The 23,783-nt window shown below is 31.4% G+C and carries 19 protein-coding genes; 10 read left to right on the top strand and 9 right to left on the bottom strand.

Going from position 1 to position 23,783, the window contains the following annotated elements:
* Positions 1 to 1,464, top strand: coding sequence for a S41 family peptidase (locus tag ES044_RS11255; protein ID WP_147119361.1), 1,464 nt, complete (start codon positions 1 to 3; stop codon positions 1,462 to 1,464).
* Positions 1,465 to 1,929: 465 nt separating this feature from the next.
* Here ES044_RS11255 and ES044_RS11250 read toward each other — a convergent pair whose 3' ends face one another.
* Both ES044_RS11250 and ES044_RS11245 read right to left on the bottom strand, forming a co-directional pair.
* Positions 1,930 to 2,835, bottom strand: a complete 906-nt coding sequence (locus ES044_RS11250) for a DUF72 domain-containing protein (RefSeq protein WP_147119360.1) — start codon at positions 2,833 to 2,835, stop codon at positions 1,930 to 1,932.
* Positions 2,836 to 2,910: 75 nt separating this feature from the next.
* A complete protein-coding gene (locus ES044_RS11245) occupies positions 2,911 to 3,879 on the bottom strand; it encodes a patatin family protein (RefSeq protein ID WP_147119359.1) in 969 nt (322 codons plus the stop codon).
* Between the two features lie 45 nt (positions 3,880 to 3,924).
* Here ES044_RS11245 and ES044_RS11240 point away from each other — a divergent pair, with 45 nt between their 5' ends.
* The 3 genes from ES044_RS11240 to pepT all read left to right on the top strand — a co-directional run bounded on the left by ES044_RS11240 (position 3,925) and on the right by pepT (position 6,837).
* Positions 3,925 to 4,968: an oxidoreductase gene (locus ES044_RS11240; RefSeq protein WP_147119358.1), complete on the top strand. Its 1,044-nt coding sequence runs from the start codon at positions 3,925 to 3,927 to the stop codon at positions 4,966 to 4,968.
* A gap of 70 nt (positions 4,969 to 5,038) precedes the next feature.
* On the top strand, positions 5,039 to 5,596 hold the full coding sequence (locus ES044_RS11235; RefSeq protein ID WP_147119357.1) for a hypothetical protein: 558 nt from the start codon (positions 5,039 to 5,041) through the stop codon (positions 5,594 to 5,596).
* The gene (gene pepT / locus ES044_RS11230) at positions 5,596 to 6,837 is read left to right on the top strand and encodes a peptidase T (RefSeq protein WP_147119356.1); all 1,242 of its coding nucleotides are present in this window, start codon (positions 5,596 to 5,598) and stop codon (positions 6,835 to 6,837) included. Before ES044_RS11235 ends, pepT begins: the two co-directional genes overlap by 1 nt.
* A gap of 63 nt (positions 6,838 to 6,900) precedes the next feature.
* Here the strand turns inward: pepT and ES044_RS11225 are convergent, their stop codons facing one another.
* Positions 6,901 to 7,440, bottom strand: coding sequence for a 1-acyl-sn-glycerol-3-phosphate acyltransferase (locus ES044_RS11225; RefSeq protein WP_147119355.1), 540 nt, complete (start codon positions 7,438 to 7,440; stop codon positions 6,901 to 6,903).
* Between the two features lie 239 nt (positions 7,441 to 7,679).
* On the opposite strand from ES044_RS11225, the gene rmuC reads away from it, so the two are divergent.
* Positions 7,680 to 9,023, top strand: coding sequence for a DNA recombination protein RmuC (rmuC, locus tag ES044_RS11220; protein WP_147119354.1), 1,344 nt, complete (start codon positions 7,680 to 7,682; stop codon positions 9,021 to 9,023).
* 410 nt (positions 9,024 to 9,433) lie between these two features.
* Here rmuC and ES044_RS11215 read toward each other — a convergent pair whose 3' ends face one another.
* Both ES044_RS11215 and glyA read right to left on the bottom strand, forming a co-directional pair.
* A complete protein-coding gene (locus tag ES044_RS11215; protein WP_147119353.1) occupies positions 9,434 to 10,678 on the bottom strand; it encodes a cation:proton antiporter in 1,245 nt (414 codons plus the stop codon).
* A gap of 142 nt (positions 10,679 to 10,820) precedes the next feature.
* Positions 10,821 to 12,095, bottom strand: a complete 1,275-nt coding sequence (glyA, locus tag ES044_RS11210; protein WP_147119352.1) for a serine hydroxymethyltransferase — start codon at positions 12,093 to 12,095, stop codon at positions 10,821 to 10,823.
* Positions 12,096 to 12,292: 197 nt separating this feature from the next.
* Here glyA and fahA point away from each other — a divergent pair, with 197 nt between their 5' ends.
* The 5 genes from fahA (at position 12,293) to ES044_RS11185 (ending at position 19,720) form a co-directional block, all read left to right on the top strand.
* A complete protein-coding gene (gene fahA / locus ES044_RS11205) occupies positions 12,293 to 13,570 on the top strand; it encodes a fumarylacetoacetase (RefSeq protein WP_147119351.1) in 1,278 nt (425 codons plus the stop codon).
* Positions 13,571 to 13,977: 407 nt separating this feature from the next.
* Positions 13,978 to 15,081 (top strand): aminotransferase class V-fold PLP-dependent enzyme, encoded by a 1,104-nt coding sequence (locus ES044_RS11200; RefSeq protein WP_147119350.1) that lies wholly within the window; start codon positions 13,978 to 13,980, stop codon positions 15,079 to 15,081.
* Positions 15,082 to 15,694: 613 nt separating this feature from the next.
* On the top strand, positions 15,695 to 17,050 hold the full coding sequence (locus ES044_RS11195) for a dihydroorotase (RefSeq protein ID WP_147119349.1): 1,356 nt from the start codon (positions 15,695 to 15,697) through the stop codon (positions 17,048 to 17,050).
* A 15-nt stretch (positions 17,051 to 17,065) separates the two neighbouring features.
* Entirely contained in the window at positions 17,066 to 17,902 is an 837-nt protein-coding gene (locus ES044_RS11190; protein ID WP_147119348.1) for a DUF6671 family protein, read from the top strand.
* Between the two features lie 294 nt (positions 17,903 to 18,196).
* Positions 18,197 to 19,720, top strand: coding sequence for a carbon-nitrogen hydrolase family protein (locus tag ES044_RS11185; RefSeq protein ID WP_147119347.1), 1,524 nt, complete (start codon positions 18,197 to 18,199; stop codon positions 19,718 to 19,720).
* Positions 19,721 to 19,837: 117 nt separating this feature from the next.
* On the opposite strand, the gene ES044_RS11180 is transcribed toward ES044_RS11185, so the two are convergent.
* The 4 genes from ES044_RS11180 to ES044_RS11165 are packed head-to-tail and all read right to left on the bottom strand — an operon-like array spanning position 19,838 to position 23,470.
* Complete coding sequence (locus ES044_RS11180; protein ID WP_147119346.1) at positions 19,838 to 20,119, bottom strand: hypothetical protein; 282 nt, start codon at positions 20,117 to 20,119, stop codon at positions 19,838 to 19,840.
* Positions 20,120 to 20,124: 5 nt separating this feature from the next.
* Positions 20,125 to 21,102: a deoxyhypusine synthase family protein gene (locus ES044_RS11175; protein ID WP_147119345.1), complete on the bottom strand. Its 978-nt coding sequence runs from the start codon at positions 21,100 to 21,102 to the stop codon at positions 20,125 to 20,127.
* Complete coding sequence (speB, locus tag ES044_RS11170) at positions 21,092 to 22,036, bottom strand: agmatinase (protein WP_147119344.1); 945 nt, start codon at positions 22,034 to 22,036, stop codon at positions 21,092 to 21,094. The genes ES044_RS11175 and speB overlap by 11 nt, the downstream gene beginning before the upstream one ends.
* Positions 22,037 to 22,078: 42 nt before the next feature.
* Positions 22,079 to 23,470 carry an arginine decarboxylase gene (locus ES044_RS11165; RefSeq protein ID WP_147119343.1) on the bottom strand — a complete coding sequence of 464 codons (1,392 nt, stop codon included), beginning with the start codon at positions 23,468 to 23,470 and terminating at the stop codon, positions 22,079 to 22,081.
* Positions 23,471 to 23,783: the final 313 nt, after the last annotated feature.

Below are 23,783 nucleotides of genomic sequence, written 5' to 3'. Positions count from 1 at the left end.
ATGAAAAAAATTACGCTTCTTTTAATAGCAACGATATTCCTTATTTCTTGTGAAAAAAGTGAAAAATCTACCATAGAACCAACAAGCAATGACGATATAAATTATTTTATATGGAAAGGTTTAACAAATTACTATTTATGGCAAAAAGAAGTACCTGATTTAGTAGATGATAGGTTTTCTGGTTTCGATGATTTATATACCTATTTTAGAGGATATTCATCGCCCCAAGATGTTTTCGAAAGTTTGTTAAAAAGACCAGAAGATCGTTTTTCTTGGATTGTTGAAGATTATATTGCTTTAGAGAATTCTTTTCAGGGAATTAATTTAAGCAACGGAATGGAGTTTGGTTTGGTACGGTATAAAAATGGTTCTAGTGACGTTTTTGGATATGTGCGCTATGTTGTTGCGAATTCTGATGCCGCCGATAAAAGAATTGAAAGAGGTGCAATTTTTAATACAATTGATGGGGCTCAATTAACTGAAACTAATTTTAATGGGTTACTTTTTGGCAACAATACAAATTACACTGTGGGTTTTGCTGATTTTAATGATGGCAACCCTACTGCTAACACAAATTCAACATCGCTATTAAAAACTGAAATTCAAGAAAACCCAATAGCGGTCTCAAAAGTAATCACCGAAGGAAATCAAAAAACAGGCTATTTACTTTACAACCAGTTTGCAAAAAATTATGATGGCCAATTAAATGCTGTTTTTGCAAATTTTAAAGCTGAAAATGTAGATCAATTGATTATCGATTTAAGATATAATCCAGGAGGCTCATCAACCACTGCCACCTATTTAGGAAGTATGGTTACGGGGCAGTTTACTGGGCAATTATACTCTCAAGAAGTTTGGAATGATAAAGTAAGAAATGCTTTACCAGCAGATCGATTTATTAACAATTTTACAAATCAAATTAGAAATATAGATGCAAATGGCACCGTTGTTTTACAAGAAAGCATTCATAGTTTGGGGTTAAATAAAGTTTACTTTATTGTGAGTAATGGCTCTGCTTCAGCATCAGAATTAGTAATTAATTCTTTAAGTTCGCATATTAACGTGCGCGTTGTTGGTAAAACAACAAGAGGAAAACAAGTGGGTTCTATTACCTTATATGATTCAGATGATTTACAAAGATCTGGCAATAATCTAAACCCAAATCATCGATATGCCATGCAACCTTTAGTGTTTGAGATAAGTAATAAAGACAATGTAAATTATCCGAACGGAATTATACCAGCAAGTGCCAATTTTCCGGGTATTGAGTTGGGCGAATCTTATGGGAATTTGGGGGTTCTTGGCGAACGCTCTGATCCTTTATTAAGCGCTACTTTAGATTATATTGCTACGGGCGCTAAAACTATTTTTTCTAAAAAAAATAGCTACGATTTTGAAGAAATATACAGTTCTAAATTAGCAACACCCGCAAGTGATAATATGTTTGTTGATATAAAAAAATAATTATTTAAAATAATGGCAGTGTTATTTCTGAATAGTTAATTATTAGTGTCCGATTAAAAATCTTTTTAGTTTGATAAACTCTCTTAAAATAATAGATCTCGCGAATTTTTTAAATGACACCTTGCTTTTTGAAAATAATTTCATAAAAATAAAGGAGACAATTTTATTTCAAGTTATGTTTGTTTGTCAAATAGTTAGGATTAAGTCTGGGTTCTTGAGTCTAAAAGAGCAGCAATCTTGAGTCTTTTATCGAAAAAGAATAATATTTAATAATGATTTTTATTAGCAAATGTATGGTTCAGCGCAGTTTAAGTTTCAATTATTAGGATAAATAGTTTTAGACTTGAGCCTATTGTAAGCCTTGTAAAAAGAGACAAACAGACAAAGTGAATTTAGTTCAATAGCTCTTATATAAAAACTTACATTTAATGCTTTGAAACAGTTTTAAAAACGGACTGCTATATGTTAAAACAAACTCATCTGTACATCGGGCGTTGTATCATTATTCTTATTCGGAATTTTTAAGGCTAAACCAAATTCGGAATTTATTTCTTTGATAAAATAAGTGGCTAATAATGGCACTTCTTCTTGTAAATTTTGATGAATAAAAAAGTGAATATTTTGTAAGCCGGCAGCTTGCCATTCTTTTAATTTTTGCACCCAACTATCTAACCGATCATAATCTACAGGATGGTTTGCACCCACAAATCGTATAAAAACTTCATTATTTGTTAAACGCATGTGCATCATATCTCTTCTACCAGCGGCATCAACTAAAACATTTGCAATATTATTTTCTTCTAATAAATGCGCAAAATTCTTAAAAACTGTTGCATCTTCAAACCAATCTTTATGACGAACTTCAATAGCTAAAGGCAAATCTTTAGGCCAATTTTCTACAAAATTTTGCAAAAAATCAAAGTTTTTAGGACTAAAATTAGCAGGTAATTGTAAGAATATGGTTCCTAATTTTTCTTGAAGTGTGCTAAAATTATTAATGTAAGAATTTACCACTTCTTCTAAGCCGTTTAACCGTTTAAAATGACTAATTTCTTGACCTAATTTAGGAAAAAATTTAAAGGTACTAGGCGTTTTTGCCTTCCACTTTTCAAATTGTTGTGCATCGAAATTTCTATAAAAAGTAGCATTTAATTCTATAGAATTAAACTGTTTGGCATAATACTCTAGCTCATCTTTTGTTCTTTTCGGATAAAACCCTTTTAGATTCGCTTTATTCCAGCTTGCACAACCCACAAAAAAAGAAGGTTTGTCTGTTTTTTTGAACGTTGCTAAAATTCGTACCGTTTCAGGATGTGTTTTTGCTAAAGTAAAATCGATTTGTTCAGGATTGTCTATGCGTCCGAAATTCATACTTTATTTTTTTGCACCTAGTTTTACTAAGAGTTAGCCTGTTTTTTTTTGCAGATTTACAAATTAAAATTGTGTCTAAATTTTTAAGTTATCTACATCATCAATGCCTTCTTCAATTTCTTTATCTGTTAAAATATCAGGTCTAAACTCGCTCATTAACTCCTCGCGTTTAGATTTTGCGTATTTAAAACCAGATTTCCACCATTTACGCATTAATGTTTCATCAAAAACTAGCGAATTTGTGGTTAAAACAGTCGGTGTATAATATAAATTCAGCTTTACATTTTTATTAGTTGCCGCTAGTTTACCAATTGTAATATTATGCCTTTCTACATGTGCTAGCATAAAATCGAACACATCAAAAAGAAGTGAAAACGGATTTTTAGAAGGAATCTTATTAATTTGTGTTACTTCTGTTTCTAAAATAATTGCATCAATCTCTTTGGCTCCTCTTAAAATAGCTTCTCTTATTGGCACTAAAGAGCCAAAACCGCCGTCTGCATAATGACAGTGATTTTTTTCTAACAGGCTCATAAATGGCACGTAGTTACAAGAACCCCAAATCCAATCACAAAAATCTTCATAGGTGCACTCATTACTAGATTTATATTCAATTTGATTGGCAGTTAAATTAGAAACAGTTACCACAACTTCTTTACCACTTTTTTTAATGTCATCAAACATTTTTTTGGTGATTTTATTCTTAATCAAATTTCGAAGATTTTTACTTTCGCCAAAAGTTTTTCTTCCGTTTATTAAATTCCAAAGTGTATTTAAATGATTAATACTCACCACTTTTTCGCCAGCAACAACTTTTACAATAAAAGGACTGTTGCTAAAAATAGTTTCTTGATTTACGTTTGTATACACTTCCTTTAGCTCGTCTAACATACCCAACGCTAAATGAGAAACCATTAAACTCCCCGTAGAAGTGCCAATAAACAAGTCGTAACTTCTATTTTCTTTTTCCATAAGGTATTGAGCAACTCCGCCGGCAAAGGCTCCTTTACTTCCACCACCAGAAATTACCAAGGCTTTTTTCATGATCTGTTATAATTTGTTTACTTTAGTTCTATAAAAATATTAAAAATGAAAAGAATATCGGTACTAATTGTAGCTTTCCTTTTAATTATCTCTTGTACAAAAAAAGAACTAGCCAGAACTATAGAAAGTATTACTATTAAAAAGTTTGACATCGAAAACTCAAGCATTAGAGCAATTAAAGCAATTGACTCTAAAGTAGTTTATTATGCGGGTTCTAATGGTGATGTTGGGGGTACTTTAGACGGCGGTACATCGTGGACTAAAACAGATATTAGATACAAAGACTCCATTATTCCTCATTTTAGAAGTTTAGCCTTTAATGGTTCAGATTATTTTGCTTTATCTATAGAAAATCCTGCGCTGTTATATAAAATATCTAAAGGAGTAGCAACTTTGCAGTATCTAGAAGAAAATGATAAAGTTTTTTACGATTCGCTTACGTTTTTTGATGATACTTTACACGGAATTGCCGTTGGAGATCCAACAGAAAATTGTGCTTCTATTCTTATTACAGAAGACGGTGGAGAAACTTGGAATAAAATAACCTGTGATAATTTACCAGAAATAACGGAAGGTGAAGCCTTTTTTGCGGCGAGTAATACCAATATTAAAACCATGGGAAGTACTGCTTGGATTGCTTCTGGTGGTAAAAAAGCACGTATTTTAAAGTCGGAAGATTTTGGCAAAACTTGGCAAATTTATGAAACCCCAATTATTCATGGGAATGGGCCTCAAGGAATTTACTCGATTGATTTTGCTGATGAAAATAACGGAATTATAATTGGTGGCGATTATACAAAACCATTAGAAAACAAAGCAAATAAAGCAATTACGAAAGATGGTGGTAAAACATGGACTTTAATAGCCGATCAACAAAATCCTAATTTTAAAAGTTGTGTGCAGTATGTGCCTAATACTGGTGGAAAAGAAATTTTTGCTGTTGGATTTACAGGTGTTTCCTTTTCTAATGATGGCGGTATTTCTTGGAAAGAAGTTTCTAAAGATCGTTATTACGCTATTCAGTTTGTAGATAAAAACACAGCCTGGTTAGGCGGTCAACAAAAAATGGGCAAATTAATTCTAAAATAATTTCAGAATATTTAGGTTCTAAAGAAAGCTAAAACACTTACCAAAAGCACTTTAAACATTTGTAAGAATCATGAAATATGGTTTTATTTTTATCGCTTTACTCCTATTTTTTTCGTGCAACAAAAAAACAGGCATTAGCAAGCATCTTAATTGTGAAACAACTGAATTTAAAAATTTAGAAAAGGTAGAAGATGTAAAGAATTTATTCTCTGTAGATTTTCCGAAAAACTGGAAAATTAATTTATATCAAGATGAAATTCAATCTTCTATTTTTGCTGCAGATACGACAAAACAACTTACCGAAACCATCTTGTTAGACGTTACTTTTATCAACCAAAAAATAAATTTAGACGAATCATTTTTATTAAAACAAGAGCAAGAAAATCTCGTTAACAACCTCATTAAAATAAAAACAAAAGAATTTATATTTCTAGAAAAGCCATCTATTTATATGATATATAGAGGCAAAAAAGGAAAATTCTCTTATCAAATATGTACTATCTTTATACAGATAAATGAAGAAAATTCTATGTTAGCAAAAACCGAAATTTATGGGGATATACATATTAACAACCGTTTTTGTAGCGCATTTTCACTTCTAGAAAACATCAAATTAAATCAAGAATAATGATTCATAAACAACACATTATAAGTCGCTTTATAAAATATGTAACCATTGATACAGAATCCGACCCTAACAACCCGGCGTTTCCAAGTACTGCAAAACAATGGAATTTAGCCAAAGTGTTAGAAAAGGAGCTCAATGAAATAGGGATGCAAGAGGTAGTATTAGATGAGAACTGTTATCTCATGGCTACTTTACCCAGTAATTTAACCTATCAAGTGCCTACAATTGGCTTTATTTCTCATATAGATACAAGTCCAGATTTTACAGGAGCAAACGTAAAACCCCAAATTATAGAAAATTATGATGGCAAAGACATCATTTTAAATAAGGAAAAAAACATTATTTTATCTCCAGATTATTTTGATGATTTATTGCAATACAAAGGTCAGACGATCATTACAACAGATGGTACTACGCTTTTAGGTGCTGATGATAAAGCCGGAATTACAGAAATTGTTTCTGCGATGGAATATTTAATTAAACATCCAGAAATTAAGCATGGCAAAATAAGAATCTGCTTTACGCCAGACGAAGAAGTAGGCAAAGGTGCTCATCTGTTTGATGTAGAAAAGTTTGGTGCAGAGTGGGCATACACCATGGATGGAAGCCAAATTGGCGAATTAGAATTTGAAAACTTTAATGCAGCTTCTGCAAAAATAACCATTTCAGGTAAAATTGTACATCCGGGTTATGCAAAAGGAAAAATGATTAATTCTATGTTAATTGGCAATGACTTTATTGCCGCAGTACCTGCGGATGAAGTTCCTGAAAAAACTACAGGCTATGAAGGTTTTTTTCATTTACATGATATGAAGGGCAATGTAGAAGAAACTGTTTTAGAGTATATTATTAGAGATCACGATTTAGATCTTTTTGAACAAAGAAAATATTTGATGCAAAAAATAGCGTTTGATTTTAATGAACGTTTAGAGCAAAATTTAGTGCATGTTGAGATTAAAAATCAATATTTTAATATGAAAGAAAAAATAACTCCTGTAATGCATATTGTAAATATTGCCGAAGAAGTTATGAAAGATATGGGTTTATCACCCTTAATAAAGCCGATTAGAGGCGGTACAGACGGTTCTCAACTTTCTTACAAAGGGTTGCCTTGTCCTAATATTTTTGCAGGGGGCCATAATTTTCATGGACGTTTTGAATATGTACCCGTAGAATCGATGATAAAAGCTACAGAAGTGATTGTAGGAATAGCACAAAAAGTTTCAGAAAAATATGCATAAAAAAATCTCCAAGAATTACTTCTTGGAGATTCTGTAATACAAATAAAAAACTATTAAAATATTTTATGAAAGTTCAGGGTTTTTCCCTTTTACATTAGAGTAAAAAGCCTTAAAAAACTCAAAATCCTTGTTTAGATCGTTTGTTGTATAATACGGTTCAGAAATTTTTAGCTTTTTATTTTCAAAATCTAACGTCGCCATTACAATGGGCACATTTGCGCCTTTAGCAATATAATAAAATCCGGTTTTCCATGTATTTACCTTTTTACGAGTTCCTTCTGGAGACAATGCTAACCTAAAAACTTCTTTTTTATGAAAGATTTCTATAATGGCATCTACCAAATTATTACTCTGACTTCTATCTACTGGTGTGCCCCCTAGAAGTCTAAAAAAGTAACCAAAAGGCCATGTAAAAAGTGACTTTTTTCCAACAAAATTTATCATAATTCCAGAACTCATTCTCGCTAAAATGCTAATAGGAAAATCTAACCAGCTTGTGTGTGGCGCAGCGATTACCACATACTTTTTTACTTCTTTAGAGAAATCTCCATCTAATCTCCACCCTAATAGTGTAAAGAATATAAAACTTGCTACTTTTTTCATTTTGATTTTTGAATTCGTCAACAAAATTAAGCATTTAAATAGATATTGAATAAAAATTGAATTGCAATTTACTGTTAAAAGCGGAAGAACTTAAAAATGGTTCTTTTATGTAATAAATAGCATCTAAATATTTTAAAGAATGTCCTTTAAATTGCATCAACTTTATATGTCATGGTAAAGACTAAAAATCAATAAAGCTACATTAATTACTTACTTTTACGCTATTAAAAACTGATACCATGACAGAACTCATAACGTATTTATTAATAGCCCTAATTTTTAGTTTCATAGGTTTTTTTATAGGAAAATTACTTTCTAAACTAAATTTCGAAAAACAAAGAACGAGCATCGAAAAAGAAAAATCTACTTTAGAAGAACGGGTTACTTTGCTGCAACAATCTAAAGACATGGTAGAAGATAATTTTATCGAACTTCAAAAAGATATCAAGAAAAATCAACTAGAAAAAGAAACATTAATAACGTTAAACACTCGCCAAGATTCAGAAATACAGAATTTGCAATTAAAATTAACGGAACATCAAAGTGAGGTAGAAAAATTGCAAGATAAATTTACAGTAGAATTTGAGAATCTAGCCAATAAAATTTTAGAAGAAAAATCGAATAAATTCACGCTACAAAACAAAGAAAATTTAAAAATCATTTTAAATCCGCTGCAAGAAAAAATAAAAGTTTTTGAAGATAAGGTGGATAAAACTCATAAAGAAAGTATCGATTATCATGCCGCTTTACGTCAGCAAATTTTGGGCTTAAAAGAATTAAATCAGCAAATGAGTAAAGACACTTTAAATTTAACAAAAGCTTTAAAAGGCGATAGTAAAATGCAAGGAAATTGGGGCGAACTAGTGTTAGAACGTGTTTTAGAAAAATCTGGTTTAGAGAAAGATAGAGAGTATTATGTGCAACAAAGCTTTACCACAGAAGAAGGTAAAAGAGTACTGCCAGATGTGGTGATTCACTTACCAGATAATAAAAAAATGATTGTAGATTCTAAAGTTTCTTTAACAGCATACGAACGCTTTATAAATGAAGATGATGTTCTTTTAAAAGAACAATTTTTAAAAGAACACGTTGCTTCTTTAAAGCGTCATATTGAGCAATTATCAGAAAAAAAATATGAAGATATTTATCAAATAGAATCACCAGATTTTGTACTCCTTTTTATTCCGATTGAGCCTGCATTTGCAGTCGCTTTAAATGCAGATACGTATTTATATAACAAAGCATTTGAAAAAAATATTATTATTGTGACACCTTCTACATTATTAGCAACTTTACGAACTATAGATTCTATGTGGAATAATGAAAAACAACAAAGAAATGCTTTAGAAATTGCAAAACAAGCAGGAGCACTATACGATAAGTTTGATGGTCTTTTAAAAGATTTAGTGGGCATTGGAAAGCGCATTGATGATAGTAAAAAAGAATATTCAAATGCTATGAATAAGCTTTTTGATGGTAGAGGCAACTTAATTAGTAGCGTAGAAAAATTAAAAAAGATGGGCGCTAAAGCCAAAAAATCACTTCCAGAAAATAGTATCAACCGAGCAAAAAACGAGCATTAATTTGCTATTGAGTTAAAATTTGAATGGATACACCACAAAATATTTCTTTTATATTTTGATTTAGATTGGTAAATAAAATAGGGAAATTATGAGCGATTTTAAAAAAAACAATACAGATTAAGAAGGTTTTCTACAAACTGTAATTTTTAGGTCAATTTAAGTAGCATATTTAACGAGACCTCAAAGGTCTTTGAAACCTTTGAGGTCTGAAAGCTACTTTTAGAAAACTAGAAAAACATCGAACTACATTAAAGAACGTATAACAATAATCGTATTATTCCAAATAGTATGAACCACTGCATTTAAATTAAGCTTACTTCGTTCTTATCAAAAAAATAGTATAATCAAGGTTTTACTAATAAACCAAAAAAAAATAATTTACGCATGCATCGTTATAAATTTTAACTTTATTACAAGATTTTTTTTAGCTTTTGCACTAATTTACCAACGGTTAATCCTTGTACAATAATAGAAAAAACAACCACAATATAAGTAATTACAAGAAATAAATCACGGTGCATTTCTGTAGACAATCCCAAGGCCAAGGCAATAGAAATGCCACCTCGTAATCCTCCCCAAGTCATAATTAAATTTGTTTTAGGAACAAAGTCTAATTTCTTTTTAAATAAATTAATAGGAAGGAATAATGAAATATATCTACAAGCTAATACCACAGGAATTGCGATTAGACCCGCAACAATATATTTTCCTTCAAAAACTAATAGCAACATTTCCATACCAATTAAAACGAATAAAACTGCGTTTAAAAGAATATCTATCAATTCCCAAAATTTATCTACATACTTTTCTGTAATTTCAGACATGGATGCATTTCTAACAGTATCATTACCAACAATTAAACCTGCTGTAACCATGGCCAATGGCGCAGATAAATGCAATTTATGAGCGATGACTGTTCCGCCCATTACAGCCGCTAAAGTAATAATCACTTCAATATCATAATCATCAATAGAACGCATTAATTTATAAGAAACCCAGCCTAAAACACCACCTAAAGCAATACCACCTAAAACTTCTTGTCCAAATAATTGAAGGATGTCGGTAGCGCTTGTGTTTTCTGCGCCTAAATTTGCCATTTGAAAAATCGTTAAAAACACAACAACTCCTACTCCATCGTTAAACAAAGATTCGCCAACAATTTTGGTCTCTAACTTTTTAGGAACTTCTGCTTTCTTTAAAATTCCTAAAACTGCAATTGGGTCTGTAGGCGAAATTAATGCCCCAAACAAAAGACAATAAATGAAATCGATCTCAAAATTTAAAACCTGAAAAATAAAGAACATGGCAATACCAACTAAAAAAGTAGACGTTAAAACCCCTAATGTAGAAAATAAAAGAATGGGCCAACGTTGAATTTTTAATTGCTCGAAGTTAGTATGTAAGGCACCTGCAAATAATAAGAAACTTAACATTTCGTCTAATAACACCGTTTTAAAATCGATGCTCGAAATAATAGATTTTTCGAGATCTAACAATGTAGAATCGACCACACTTATGAGCAAAACAATTAGGGTAAAGATGATGGTAATAATCATTAACCCAATTGTATTGGGCATTTTTAAAAACCGTACGTTAATATACCCGAAAATTGCAGATAAGAAAATTAAAACTGTAGCAATAAAATAAGCATCCATAAATTTTTTTTAATTGGAAATATATAAAAAAGCATCAAGAATTAACTTGATGCTTATTATTTAAACTAGGATCTAACTTTTTAGTTTAAGTAAGTTGTCTTTTTAAACAAAACTTTACCAAAACCAATTTAGAATTTATATTTTACATTACAAATAATCTACGAGAACCCATCATATCAGCAACTCTCTCACTTATTTCATGTAATTTTACATCATTACTTGCATTTATAATCGCTTCATCAATAAAATCAACAACCGCTTTCATATCTTTAGTTTTTAAACCCCTCGTTGTAACTGCAGGCGTTCCAACACGGATTCCTGAAGTTACAAATGGAGATTTATCATCAAAAGGAACCATATTTTTGTTTACAGTAATTTCAGCTTTTCCTAAAGCAATTTCTGCATCTTTTCCAGAAATATTTTTGTTACGTAAATCGATGAGCATACAGTGATTGTCTGTACCGCCAGAAATTATATTATACCCTTTGGCAACAAATTCTTTTGCCATTTCTGCAGCATTTTCTTTTACTTGAATTTGATATTCCAAAAACTCATCTGTTAAAGCTTCACCAAAAGCAATTGCCTTCGCAGCAATTACATGTTCTAAAGGACCTCCTTGGTTTCCAGGGAAAACAGCAGAATTTAACAAAGTAGACATCATTTTCAATTTTCCGTTTTTCAATTTTTGACCAAACGGATTTTCAAAATCTTTACCAACCATGATAATTCCACCTCTAGGACCACGTAAGGTTTTATGTGTTGTAGACGTAACGATATGACAATGAGGTAATGGATCGTTTAAAATTCCTTTTGCAATCATACCTGCCGGATGCGAAATATCTGCTAATAAAATAGCGCCAACAGAATCTGCAATTTCTCTAAAGCGTTTAAAATCAATATCTCTAGAATAGGCAGAGGCACCTGCAATAATTAATTTTGGCTGTTCTTTAGTAGCCGTTTCTTGAATTTTATCATAATTTAAAACACCTGTTTCTTTCTCTACTCCGTAAAAAGTTGGATTGTATAAGGTACCTGAAAAATTTACAGAAGAACCATGTGTTAAATGACCACCATGAGATAAATCAAAACCTAAAATAGTATCACCGGGTTTTAAGCATGCAAAAAATACAGCTGTATTTGCTTGAGAACCAGAGTGAGGTTGCACATTTACATATTCTGCACCAAATAATTCTTTAGCTCTATCAATAGCAATTTGTTCTACGATATCAACAATTTCACAACCTCCATAATACCTTTTACCAGGATACCCTTCAGCATATTTATTGGTTAAAATAGAACCTTGCGCTAACATTACTTGATCACTTACAAAGTTTTCTGAAGCGATTAACTCTAAACCATTTAATTGTCTTTCTTTTTCTTCCTGAATAAGGTCAAAGATTTGATTGTCTATTTGCATTTTTGTAGTTTTAAAACAAGTACCAAAAGTAACTAAAAACGAGGTTTTAAAGAACAAGTTTTAAGAATATTTAATAACTTTTATAGCGTTTTATATAAAGGATGGTAAAGTGATGTTAAAAATGTATTTTTCACATGTTTTTTAGTTTAAAATGACAAAAATTAATTAGATTTGAGGAACTAAACAAATTCAAAAGAATGATCATTACAGCAAATAATCCAAAAAGAAAATCTTGGTTAAAAGTTAAGGGGAATTCAGATTTCCCAATTCAAAATATTCCTTTTGGCGTTTTTATAACAAGAGATGATATTATAACCATAGGAAGTAGAATTGGTGATTTCGCCATCGATTTAGGTGCGTTTCATCAATTAGGATACTTTGAAGGAATACCGCTTACAGATGATATTTTTTTACAAGATAATTTAAATGATTTTATTGCAGACGGTCGTAAAACTTGGCGTTTGGTAAGAAATAGAATAGCAGAAGTTTTTGATGTAACCAATGGTACTTTAAGAGATAACGCAAATCATAAAGATAAAATTATCTTTAGAATGGATGAAGTAGAGATGTTATTGCCTGTTGCTGTTGGTGATTATACAGATTTTTACTCTAGCAAAGAGCACGCTACAAACGTAGGTTCTCTATTTAGAGATCCAGAGAATGCATTATTGCCAAACTGGTTGCACATTCCGGTTGGCTATCATGGTAGAAGTTCTTCTATAATCCCTTCAGGAGTTCCTATTAGAAGACCTTACGGACAAACAAAACCAGCCGAAGGAAGCAATACTCCGGGGTTCGGCCCAACTAAATTATTAGATTTTGAATTGGAAATGGCATTTATTACAACGGATGCTAATGTTTTAGGAGAAAGAATTCCGATTGAAGAAACAGAAGAATATATTTTTGGATTGGTACAATTTAACGATTGGTCTGCAAGAGATATTCAAGCTTGGGAATATGTGCCTTTAGGACCCTTTTTAGGAAAGAGCTTTGCCTCTACAATTTCTCCTTGGATTGTAACTTTAGATGCTTTAGAGCCTTTTAGAACCGAGAACCCAAAACAAGTTATAGAGCCACTACCCTACTTAAAACAAGAAGGAAAAGGAAGTTACGATATTCATTTACAAGTAGGAATCAAACCAGAAAATGGCGAAGAAACTGTAGTTGCTAATTCTAACTTTAAGTACATGTATTGGACGATGGCGCAACAATTAGCGCATCATACTGTAAATGGTTGCCCGGTAGAAGCTGGAGATATGATGGGTTCTGGTACTATTTCTGGACCAACAAAAGATAGTTACGGTTCTATGTTAGAGTTAACTTGGAAAGGTCAAAACCCAATCACACTAAAAGACGGAACAACTCGTAAATTTATCAATGATAATGATACGGTAATTATGCGTGCTCATTGTAAAAATGATAAAGTTCGTATTGGTTTTGGTGAGTGTATTGGTAAAGTTTTGCCTGCTAAATAAAATGTTGTTTTAGAGTGATCAAAACAAAATCCGTTTCAAATATGAAACGGATTTTTGCTTTTACTATCTTTTTTAACATTAGTGTCCGATTAAGAATATTTTTAGTTTAACAAACCCAGCTAAAATAAAGGATTTTGCGAATTTTTTAAATGAAACCTTGCTTTTTGAAAATAATTTCATGGAGATAAAGTAAACAAATTTAAGTTATGTTTGTTTGTTTGTTTGTTTGTTTGTCAGCTAGTTAGAATCAAGTCTTGGTTCCCTGCCTGCCGGCATTCAGGTTGGTTTTAAAAGCGCAACAATCTTACTTCTTTTATCGGAAAAGAATGATTTTTTAATTGAATTTTGATTTAAAAATACACCGCTAAAACTATAATGGTACTTTAAAATATTTAAAGCAAAAAAAAATGAATGTAGAACAAATTAGAGATTTATTTCCTGTAACAAAAGAAGCTATTTATTTTAATAATGCATCACAAGGGCCTCTAAATTCATTGGTATACAATGCGCTTCAAACGCATTTAGAAACAGAAATAAATCCTTTAGAAAAAAAAGGTTTTAATCGGGATGTAATACGAATTTTACTTTCCAAAATATTAGGGGGCTTACCCGAAGAATATGCTTTAACAACGAGTACCGGTGTTGGTTTAGGAATTATAGCACAAGGTTTAGAATTTAAAAAAGGAGATAATATTATTATTCCTGAACGCGAACATTGGAACAATGCTTTTCCTTGGTTACAATTAGAACAAAAAGGTGTTGAAATTAGATTCGCAAAATTAAATGAGGACCACAGTATCGATCCGCAAGCTATTGAAAAATTGATCGATCACAATACAAAAGTTGTGGCCATTGCAGCTGTTCGATATAACAGTGGATTTAGACCTAACCTTTCTGCCATAGGGAAAATTGCACATCAAAAAGGCGCTTTATTTGTGGTAGATGCCGCGCAAGCTGCTGGGATGATTCCTATCGATGTAGAAAAGTATCAAATTGATATTATGGCAGGTTGCGGATTTAAATGGTTACTAGGATTGCACGGCACAGGTTTTTTATACGTAAGTAAAAGGGTTATAAAAAGAATTACGCCAGTGTTACCAGGCATGTATGCGGCAGAGAGAATTCATGATAAACTTTCTTTATTTGATGATGCTAGAAAGTTTGAAACAGGAACGCTGCCCTATTCGTTATTTGATGCTTGGTCTGCAGGTCTTCAATTAGTGCTGGATATTGGTGTCGATAATATTTACAAAAAGGCTATAGAAAACACCGATCTTATTATTGAAGGACTTCAAAAAAAAGAATACAAAATCATAACACCAATTAGAAAAAAAGAGGAAAGAACAGCCATTATTCATTTTAACACGGGTTCTTTAGAAACTACAGAGGCCCTTTATAAAAAATTGAGAGCGCATAAAGTTATTTTAACATTACAAGTTGAAAACATTAGAGTGAGTCCTAATTTTTTTAACACAAAAGAAGAAATTAAAACTTTTTTAGAGTTGCTTTAAATTTCTTGATTCTTTTTAAAGTTGAATTCTTGCAGATGAAATTAAAAGAATAAATCATTTGTAAATTTATAAATGTTAGGAAAAATATAATTATGACTGCAAACTGTAAAATGATAAAGTTCGCTTTAGTTGTAACAAATGCGTTCGTAATTTTTTCGCAGCTGTATCGTTTTACAGATCGTCATTAAAACTTAAGGCAGCTTTTAAGATTAAACCTCACAAAATTTGAGGTTTTTTTTTGTTTTTAAGTCAAAAAACGAATTAGTTTTAACCTCACAAAAAATAAGAATAATTTTACATCTTAATGAATACCTAAATCCGTTAAACAGATGTTAAAAAAGCAGATAAGTTTACAATAGCAGTAGCAATACTATTATATTTGAACGTAAGTTAAGAAACACTTAAATTATATGTCATTTGTCATCATAAAACTTTTAAAAAGTAACGCAGAACCAAAACAATTTTGGCTATTTGTATTATAAGAGTATCATTTCAAATGTTAATTTGAAATCTATTCGTTTATATGTATTTAAGTTTAACATCATGATTAAAAATGATTTGACCCCTCAAAGTTGGGAGAGTTTAAAAGTTCAAAACAAAGAAAAAAAACAAAATGAAAAAGAATATATTAATTAGGAATACAACAATTGTAAATGAAGGAAAATCATTTATTGCAGATGTACTTTTGGGAGACGGACGAATTCAACAGATTGGAAATATTGCTATTGAACCAGAATACAAAGTAATCGACGGAACAAGCAAACACCTATTTCCAGGAATTATTGACGGACAAGTTCATTTTAGAGATCCCGGACTCACACATAAAGGAGATTTATATACCGAAAGCAAAGCGGCTATTGCGGGTGGTGTTACTTCCTTTATTGATATGCCAAATACAGTTCCGAATATACTAACGGTTAAAAGTCTAGAAGAAAAGTATGAAATTGCTTCAAAAAAATCTTTAGCCAATTATTCGTTTTTTTTAGGTGTTAATGGCGATAATATTGATGAAGTCATAAAAATGGATACGAGTAAATTTATTGGTGTTTCTGATGACGGCTTGTATTTTACTAAAAAAGGAAATTTACTTGCAGACAATCCAGAAACCATGGAAAAACTATTTGCAAACTGCAAATCTATTATCGCCATTCATTCAGAAAAAGAAGAGATTGTAGAAAGAAATGAACAGGCATTTAGAGAAAAATATGGTGAGGAAATTCCAGCAAAATTTCATCCCATTATAAGAAGTACTGAAGGTTGTTATGAAGCAACAAAACGGGCAATTGAATTGGCTAAAAAACACAATGTTCGGTTGCACATTTTACATTTAACGACGGAGGCAGAAACCCACTTATTCCGAAACGACATTCCGTTACAAGATAAAAAAATAACAACAGAGGTTTCTGTGCATCACCTTTGGTTTTCAGACAAAGACTATGACGAATTAGGGATGCTGATTAAATGGAACCCTGCGATTAAAACCGAACAGGACAAAGCAGGTTTGTTAAAGGCAGTGCTTGATGATCGCATCGATATTATAACCACCGACCACGCACCGCATACTTTAGAAGAAAAACAACAAACCTATTTTAAATCGATGTCAGGCGCTCCAATGGTGCAACACACACTAAATTGTATGTTAGAGTTTTACAAACAAAACAAAATTTCTTTAGAAAAGATAGTTGAGAAAATGTGCCACAATCCTGCAATTCTCTATAATATGACAAACAGAGGATTTATTCGAGAGGGATATCACGCAGACTTAACCCTAGTCGATTTAAATAGCCCTTGGACCGTTGCTAAAGACAATTTGCTTTATAAATGTGGTTGGTCGCCACTAGAAGGAACTACATTTCAAACTAAAATTAAACAAACCTTCGTTAATGGAAATTTAGTGTTTGATGATGGTATTTGGCATGAGGAAGTTAAAGGTATGTCTATCAATTTCACGAATACAAATGAAAATTAAAAACAGACATCTATCATGTTTAAAGGCAGGAGCATAATTATAGCAACAAAGCACGAAAAAGAAAAGGTGATTGCACCGTTAATAGCGGGTAGTTTAGGTGTAATTAGTTTTGTAAATGCAAATTTTGATACGGATACTTTAGGAACTTTTTCTGGGGAAGTTAAAAGAAAACTCGATCCTATAGCAACAGCAAGAAAAAAATGTTTGTTAGCAATGGAGTTAAGCAATTGCGATTTAGGAATAGCAAGTGAAGGTTCTTTTGGTGCACATCCTTCTCTATTTTTTGCAAGCGCAGATGATGAATTTTTGATATTTATTGATAAAAAAAACGATTTAGAAATTGTTGCTAGAGAATTAAGTACCGCAACTAATTTTAACGGGAGTGAAATTAAAAATGAGCAAGAACTTTTAGAGTTTGCTGATTTGGTGCTGTTCCCTTCACACGGATTGATCCTTCGTACATCAAAAACGAGTAATAAAGACATCATAAAAGACATTAAAAATTTAGAAGATTTAAAAAAGTCCTTTCATTTCATGTTTGATACCTTTAAAAGTGTGTATGCAGAAACTGATATGAGAGCCATGCACAACCCAAGTAGAATGGTCGTAATTGAGACTGCTACTAAAAAATTAGTAGACAAAATAAACTCCTGTTGCCCTCAATGTACTACTCCTGGTTTTAGTATTACAGATGTTCAAAAAGGATTAGAATGTGATTTGTGCGGATCACCGACCAACTCCACGTTAAGTTTTATACATAGCTGCAAAAAATGTAATTTCAAAAAAGAAGAAATGTATCCACATCAAAAAACAACAGAAGACCCAATGTATTGCGACTATTGCAACCCATAATTAATAAAAAGAAAACGAACATGAATCGTAAAATATCTTTTTAGACTTTAAAACATACTTATAATTTTAAAAATGGTTCTGTGTTTCTAAATATCTTTTGTATTTCATAAGGTTAAAAATAAAAAATACGTGAAATTGTAAATAATTTTAACTCCAGAATCACACTTCTTACCCACTATAATTCAGACTATTAGTCGAGTTTAAAATATTTTTTTATTTTTAAAAACCAATCCTTTTTTTATCTAATTTTGCAGTCATAAAATGGTCTATTTTAAAAAACCATAACCATTAAAAATGATACAAAATATAGAAAACATTGAGCTTCATTATTTAACTTTAAATGATTACAAACAGTTAAAAGAAGCTATGATTGAGGCATATGCAAGCATGCCAAATTCTTATTGGAGAGAAAATCAAATAAAATCTTTAATTGATAAATTTCCTGAAGGACAAGTTGTAATTAAAATTAACGGAGAGTTGGCAGGATGTGCACTTTCTATAATTTTAGATTACGACAGCTTTGATGAGAAACATACGTATGAAGATATAACGGGCAATTATACCTTTAACACGCATACAGAAGATGGTGATGTTTTATATGGCATTGATGTTTTTATAAAGAGTGAATACAGAGGTTTACGCTTAGGCAGAAGATTATACGATTACAGAAAAGAGTTAACAGAAAAGCTAAACTTAAGAGGAATTGCTTTTGGTGGTAGAATTCCGAATTATCATAAATACGCAACTACACTTACACCAAAAGAATATATAGAAAAGGTAAAACGTAAAGAAATTCATGATCCTGTTTTAAATTTTCAGATTTCGAATGATTTTCATCCATCAAAAATATTAAAAGGATATTTAGAGGGTGATGAAAATTCTGGAGAGTTTGCCGTATTATTAGAATGGGATAATATTTATTATGCTAAAAAATCAAAAAAAGCATCTAAAAAGAAAACGGTTGTTCGTTTAGGATTGATTCAATGGCAAATGCGTTTGTACAAAGATTTAGAAGAATTAATGCAACAAGCAGAATATTTTGTAGATGCTGTTTCTGCATATCGTTCTGATTTTGCGCTATTTCCAGAGTTTTTTAACGCGCCATTAATGGCAGATAATAATCATTTACCAGAAAGTGAAGCCATTAGAGAGTTGGCAAAACATACCCCAAAAATTGTTCAAAAATTTTCGGAATTAGCCATCAGTTACAACATCAATATTATTACTGGTAGTATGCCAGAAATTAGAGACGAGTTGTTGTACAATGTAGGTTATATCTGCAAAAGAGACGGGTCTACAGAGCGTTATGAAAAATTACATGTAACACCCGATGAAGCGAAGGTATGGGGAATGCAAGGCGGAAATGAATTAAGAACTTTTGATACGGATTGTGGTAAAATTGGTGTTTTAATTTGTTATGATTCAGAGTTTCCTGAATTAAGTAGATTATTAGCAGATGAAGGCATGGATATTTTGTTTATTCCGTTTTTAACAGACACACAAAACGGCTATTCTAGAGTGCGCCATTGTGCGCAAGCAAGAGCCATCGAAAACGAGTGCTATGTGGCTATTGCTGGGAGTGTAGGTAATTTACCAAAAGTGAATAACATGGATATTCAGTATGCACAATCGATGGTTTTTACACCTTGTGATTTTTCTTTTCCGGCAAACGGAATTAAAGCAGAAGCAACTACAAACACAGAAATGATTTTAATTGCGGATGTAGATTTAGATTTATTAAAAGACTTAAATCAATTTGGTAGTGTTCGAAACTTAAAAGATAGAAGAAAAGATATTTTTGAGTTGCGTAAAAAGTAGTTTTAGTAGAAGAATTCACAAGCATTTTCATTAAAAAAAATCTCTAAAAGTTGATTTTTAATCATAAAAAAAAAGCTCCGATATTTCGGAGCTATTTTTCTTTATGCTATTTTTTATTTAATCTTCATCCTCTTCTAAATCATCTAAATCTAAATCGCTTTCATCTTCAAATGAATCTTCATCTTCTGCATAATCTTCCATAGTTTGCTCAAGTTTAGAACTAATTTTAACTAAATAAATAGTGTCTTCTGTCTTTACTTCTACGGCTTTTATGGTTTCCCCTTTTGCATTTTTAAAGGAAATTACATCTGAATACTCATATCCGTCAGGGTACTTTTCAACTAACATATCTAAAATATCAGTTGTCAATTTTGCATATTCTACAATGACTCTTTTCATAACAGTTACATTTCTAATAAATAAGCAAAAATTAAGGGTGCAACAATCGTTGCATCACTTTCGATTATAAATTTAGGCGTATTAATATCTAACTTACCCCAAGTAATTTTTTCGTTTGGTACAGCACCAGAATACGAACCATAGCTTGTTGTAGAATCAGAAATCTGACAAAAATAACTCCAAAAAGGTGTATCAGTTCTTTCCATATCTTGATACAACATTGGTACTACACAAATAGGAAAATCACCAGCGATTCCTCCTCCTATTTGAAAGAAACCAATTCCGTTAGCTGAATTTTCTGTATACCAATCTGCTAAAAAAGTCATATACTCAATACCAGATTTCATGGTAGTTGCTTTTAACTCTCCTTTCATTACATACGATGCAAAAATATTACCCATGGTTGAATCTTCCCAGCCAGGACAAATAATTGGTAAGTTTTTTTCTGCAGCAGCATACATCCAAGAATCTTTAATATCTATTTCATAATGCTCTTCCAAAACTCCAGAAAGCAATAATTTGTACATATATTCATGTGGTAAAAAACGCTCATTATTTGCTTCAGCATCTTTCCATATTTTTACAATATGTTTTTGAATTCTTCTAAAAGCTTCTTCTTCTGGAATACAAGTATCTGTAACCCTATTTAATCCCTTTTCTAATAAATCCCATTCGTCTTGTGGCGTTAAATCTCTATAGTTAGGTACTCTCTTATAATGAGAATGCGCAACTAAATTCATTACATCTTCCTCTAAATTGGCACCGGTACAAGAAATAATATGTACTTTATCTTGGCGAATCATTTCTGCAAAAATCTTTCCTATTTCTGCGGTACTCATAGCCCCTGCTAAAGAAACTAGCATTTTAGAGCCCTTTTCTAATTGCACTTCATATCCTTTTGCAGCATCTACTAATGCAGCCGCGTTAAAATGCAGAAAATATTTTTCTATAAATTCTGAAATTGGTTTTTTATTAGTATTCATCTTCTTCATTTTTAAATTTTGATAACTTGCTAAATGGGTTTGAGTCGTCTTTTTCATCTCGACTGTCGTAAGAGTCTTGGTTTTCTGCAAACTTGTAGCTTAACATTTTATAAAAAAGTTTAGCTGCTAAAAAATCAGATGATTTTTCATCCTTATTTGGGCATAACTCTACCATATCAAATCCTACCACATTTTTCTCTTCAAAAACACGTTTAAGAAATTCTAATGTTTCATAATAAAATAAACCTCCCGGTTCTGGAGTTCCTGTAGAGGGCATTATAGAAGGATCTAGTACATCTAAATCAAACGTAATAAAAATATTATTTGTTAATTGATCTAAAACATCATCTATCCAGTCTTCATTTGCAGCCATTTCATGCGCAAAAAACACCTTATCAAGATTCATTTCTCTCTTTTCTGAAATATCCATACTTCTAATTCCTACCTGAACCAAGTTGGTGTTTTTATTTGCTTCGTACACTGCACACGCATGGTTGCATTTAGAACCATCATATTCTTTGCGTAAATCTGCGTGCGCATCAATATGAAGAACTGTTAAATTATCGAAACATTCGTTAAATGCTCTAATAGTTCCTATAGAAATTGAATGCTCACCACCAAAAACAGTTACAAATTTATTTCTGTTAAGGTATTTTTTAGTTGTTTGATGCACTTCTTCTACAACCGCTTCTGGAGACGATTTTTCTGTAATTGCATCTGCTAAAAACACCCCTTTTTTGTACACTTCAGAATCTGTTTCTATATCGTACAACTCCATGTTTTCTGATGCCTCTAAAAATGCTTGCGGCCCTTTATCAGCTCCTTTTTGCCATGTACTTGTACCGTCATAAGGAACAGGAATAATTACTATTTTTGATGTGGATAGGTTTCCAAACTCTTGTGGAATGCCTGCGTATGTTTTATTGTTATTCATGTTGTTTTTTTTGATCAAGAAATTTTCTTCTTGTAATTTGTTTTAATATCCTAAAATTGAAAGTAATTCGCTACTTTTTTGTTGTTCCTTAAACAGTTTAATCTGTAGTTCTCCATTTTCATCTCGATCTATAATTAAATGTTTAGGATGCGGAACCAAGCAATGTTGTAAGCCACCAAAACCACCAATAGTTTCTTGGTAAGCACCTGTATTAAAAAAGCCTATATACAAGGGTTTGTCTTTTTCATACACGGGCAAATAAATTCCGTTAACATGTTGCTCTGAATTGTAATAATCATCACTATCACAGGTTAAACCACCTAATAAAACACGCTCATATTGTCTGTTCCATTTATTTAATGGCAACATAATAAAACGCTTATTAATTGCCCAAGTATCTGGCAATGTTGTGATAAAAGAGGAATTAATCATGTTCCACAACTCTCTGTCGTTTTGTTTTTTCTGATATAAAACTTCGTAAATAGCAGCACCAGATTCTCCTACGGTAAAACTACCAAATTCAGTATAAATATTAGGTACATCTACTTCTGCTTCGTCACAAGCTTGCTGTATTTGATGTACAATCTCATCGATCATATAGGCATAATCAAAATCAAAAGCTAATGAGTTTTTTATAGGAAAACCACCTCCAATATTTAAACTGTCTAAAGAAGTACACACTTTTTTTAAGTTGATGTATACATTTAAACACTTCATTAATTCGTTCCAATAATACGCATTGTCTTTAATACCAGTATTGATAAAAAAGTGCAGCATTTTTAAATCTACTTGCTTGCTATTAGAAATTTCTCGTTCGTAAAATGAAACGATATTTTTATAGCCAATCCCTAATCTAGAAGTATAAAATTCAAATTTTGGTTCTTCTTCAGAAGCAATTCTAATCCCTACTTTAAATTTTTTCTTTGTTTCTTTTCGCAAAAGCGATAATTCTTCGTAGTTATCGATAATAGGAACGCAATTTTTATGACCCGAATTGATCAACTCTCCAATATTTTTAATGTATTGATCGCGCTTAAAACCGTTACAAATAATAAAAGTATCATCTTTTATTTTTCCCTCTTGCTTTAAACTTTTTACAATATCAATATCGAAAGCAGAAGATGTTTCGATGTGGATGTCATTTTTTAAAGCTTCATGTAAAATGTGTTTAAAATGAGAGCTTTTAGTACAATAACTATAAAAATATTTGCCTTTATAGTCATGCTTTTCAATACTATTTTTAAACCATCCTTTTGCTTTGTTGATGTTTTCTGTTATTTTTGGAAGGTAGGTGAATTTTAATGGAGCGCCATAATTTGCTGTTAATTCCATTAAATTAATACCATGCCAAAACAATTTATTGTTTTCTGTTTTAAACTCCTCCTGAGGAAAATCGAAGGTTTGCTCTACTAAATCTATGTATTTTGTATTCACTTTTGTTTTTAAATTTATTAAATGATAAATGTGTCTTAGCTAAAAAAGTGTTTTTTAGACTATGAAAATAAGCCTTAAAAGAAAGGGTTTATCACTGTAATATTTTTAAATAAACAACATGCAACTTTGAAAAAAGATGTAGTTCGTGGGGTAAAGAAGATGGAGATATCTTAATTTTTTCGGTACATTTCCAAAATGCTTGGTAACCATTATTCTCCATAAAATGATTACGCACGAAATAAGAAAAACTAAACATTTTTACTTAAACAAGTATGTAAATATAAATAATATTTAAATACAAAAATATAAAAAC

This window comes from Polaribacter sp. IC066 (genome assembly GCF_007997085.1).
Taxonomy (GTDB): Bacteria; Bacteroidota; Bacteroidia; order Flavobacteriales; family Flavobacteriaceae; genus Polaribacter.
This window is presented reverse-complemented; position numbering and strand designations above follow the sequence as displayed.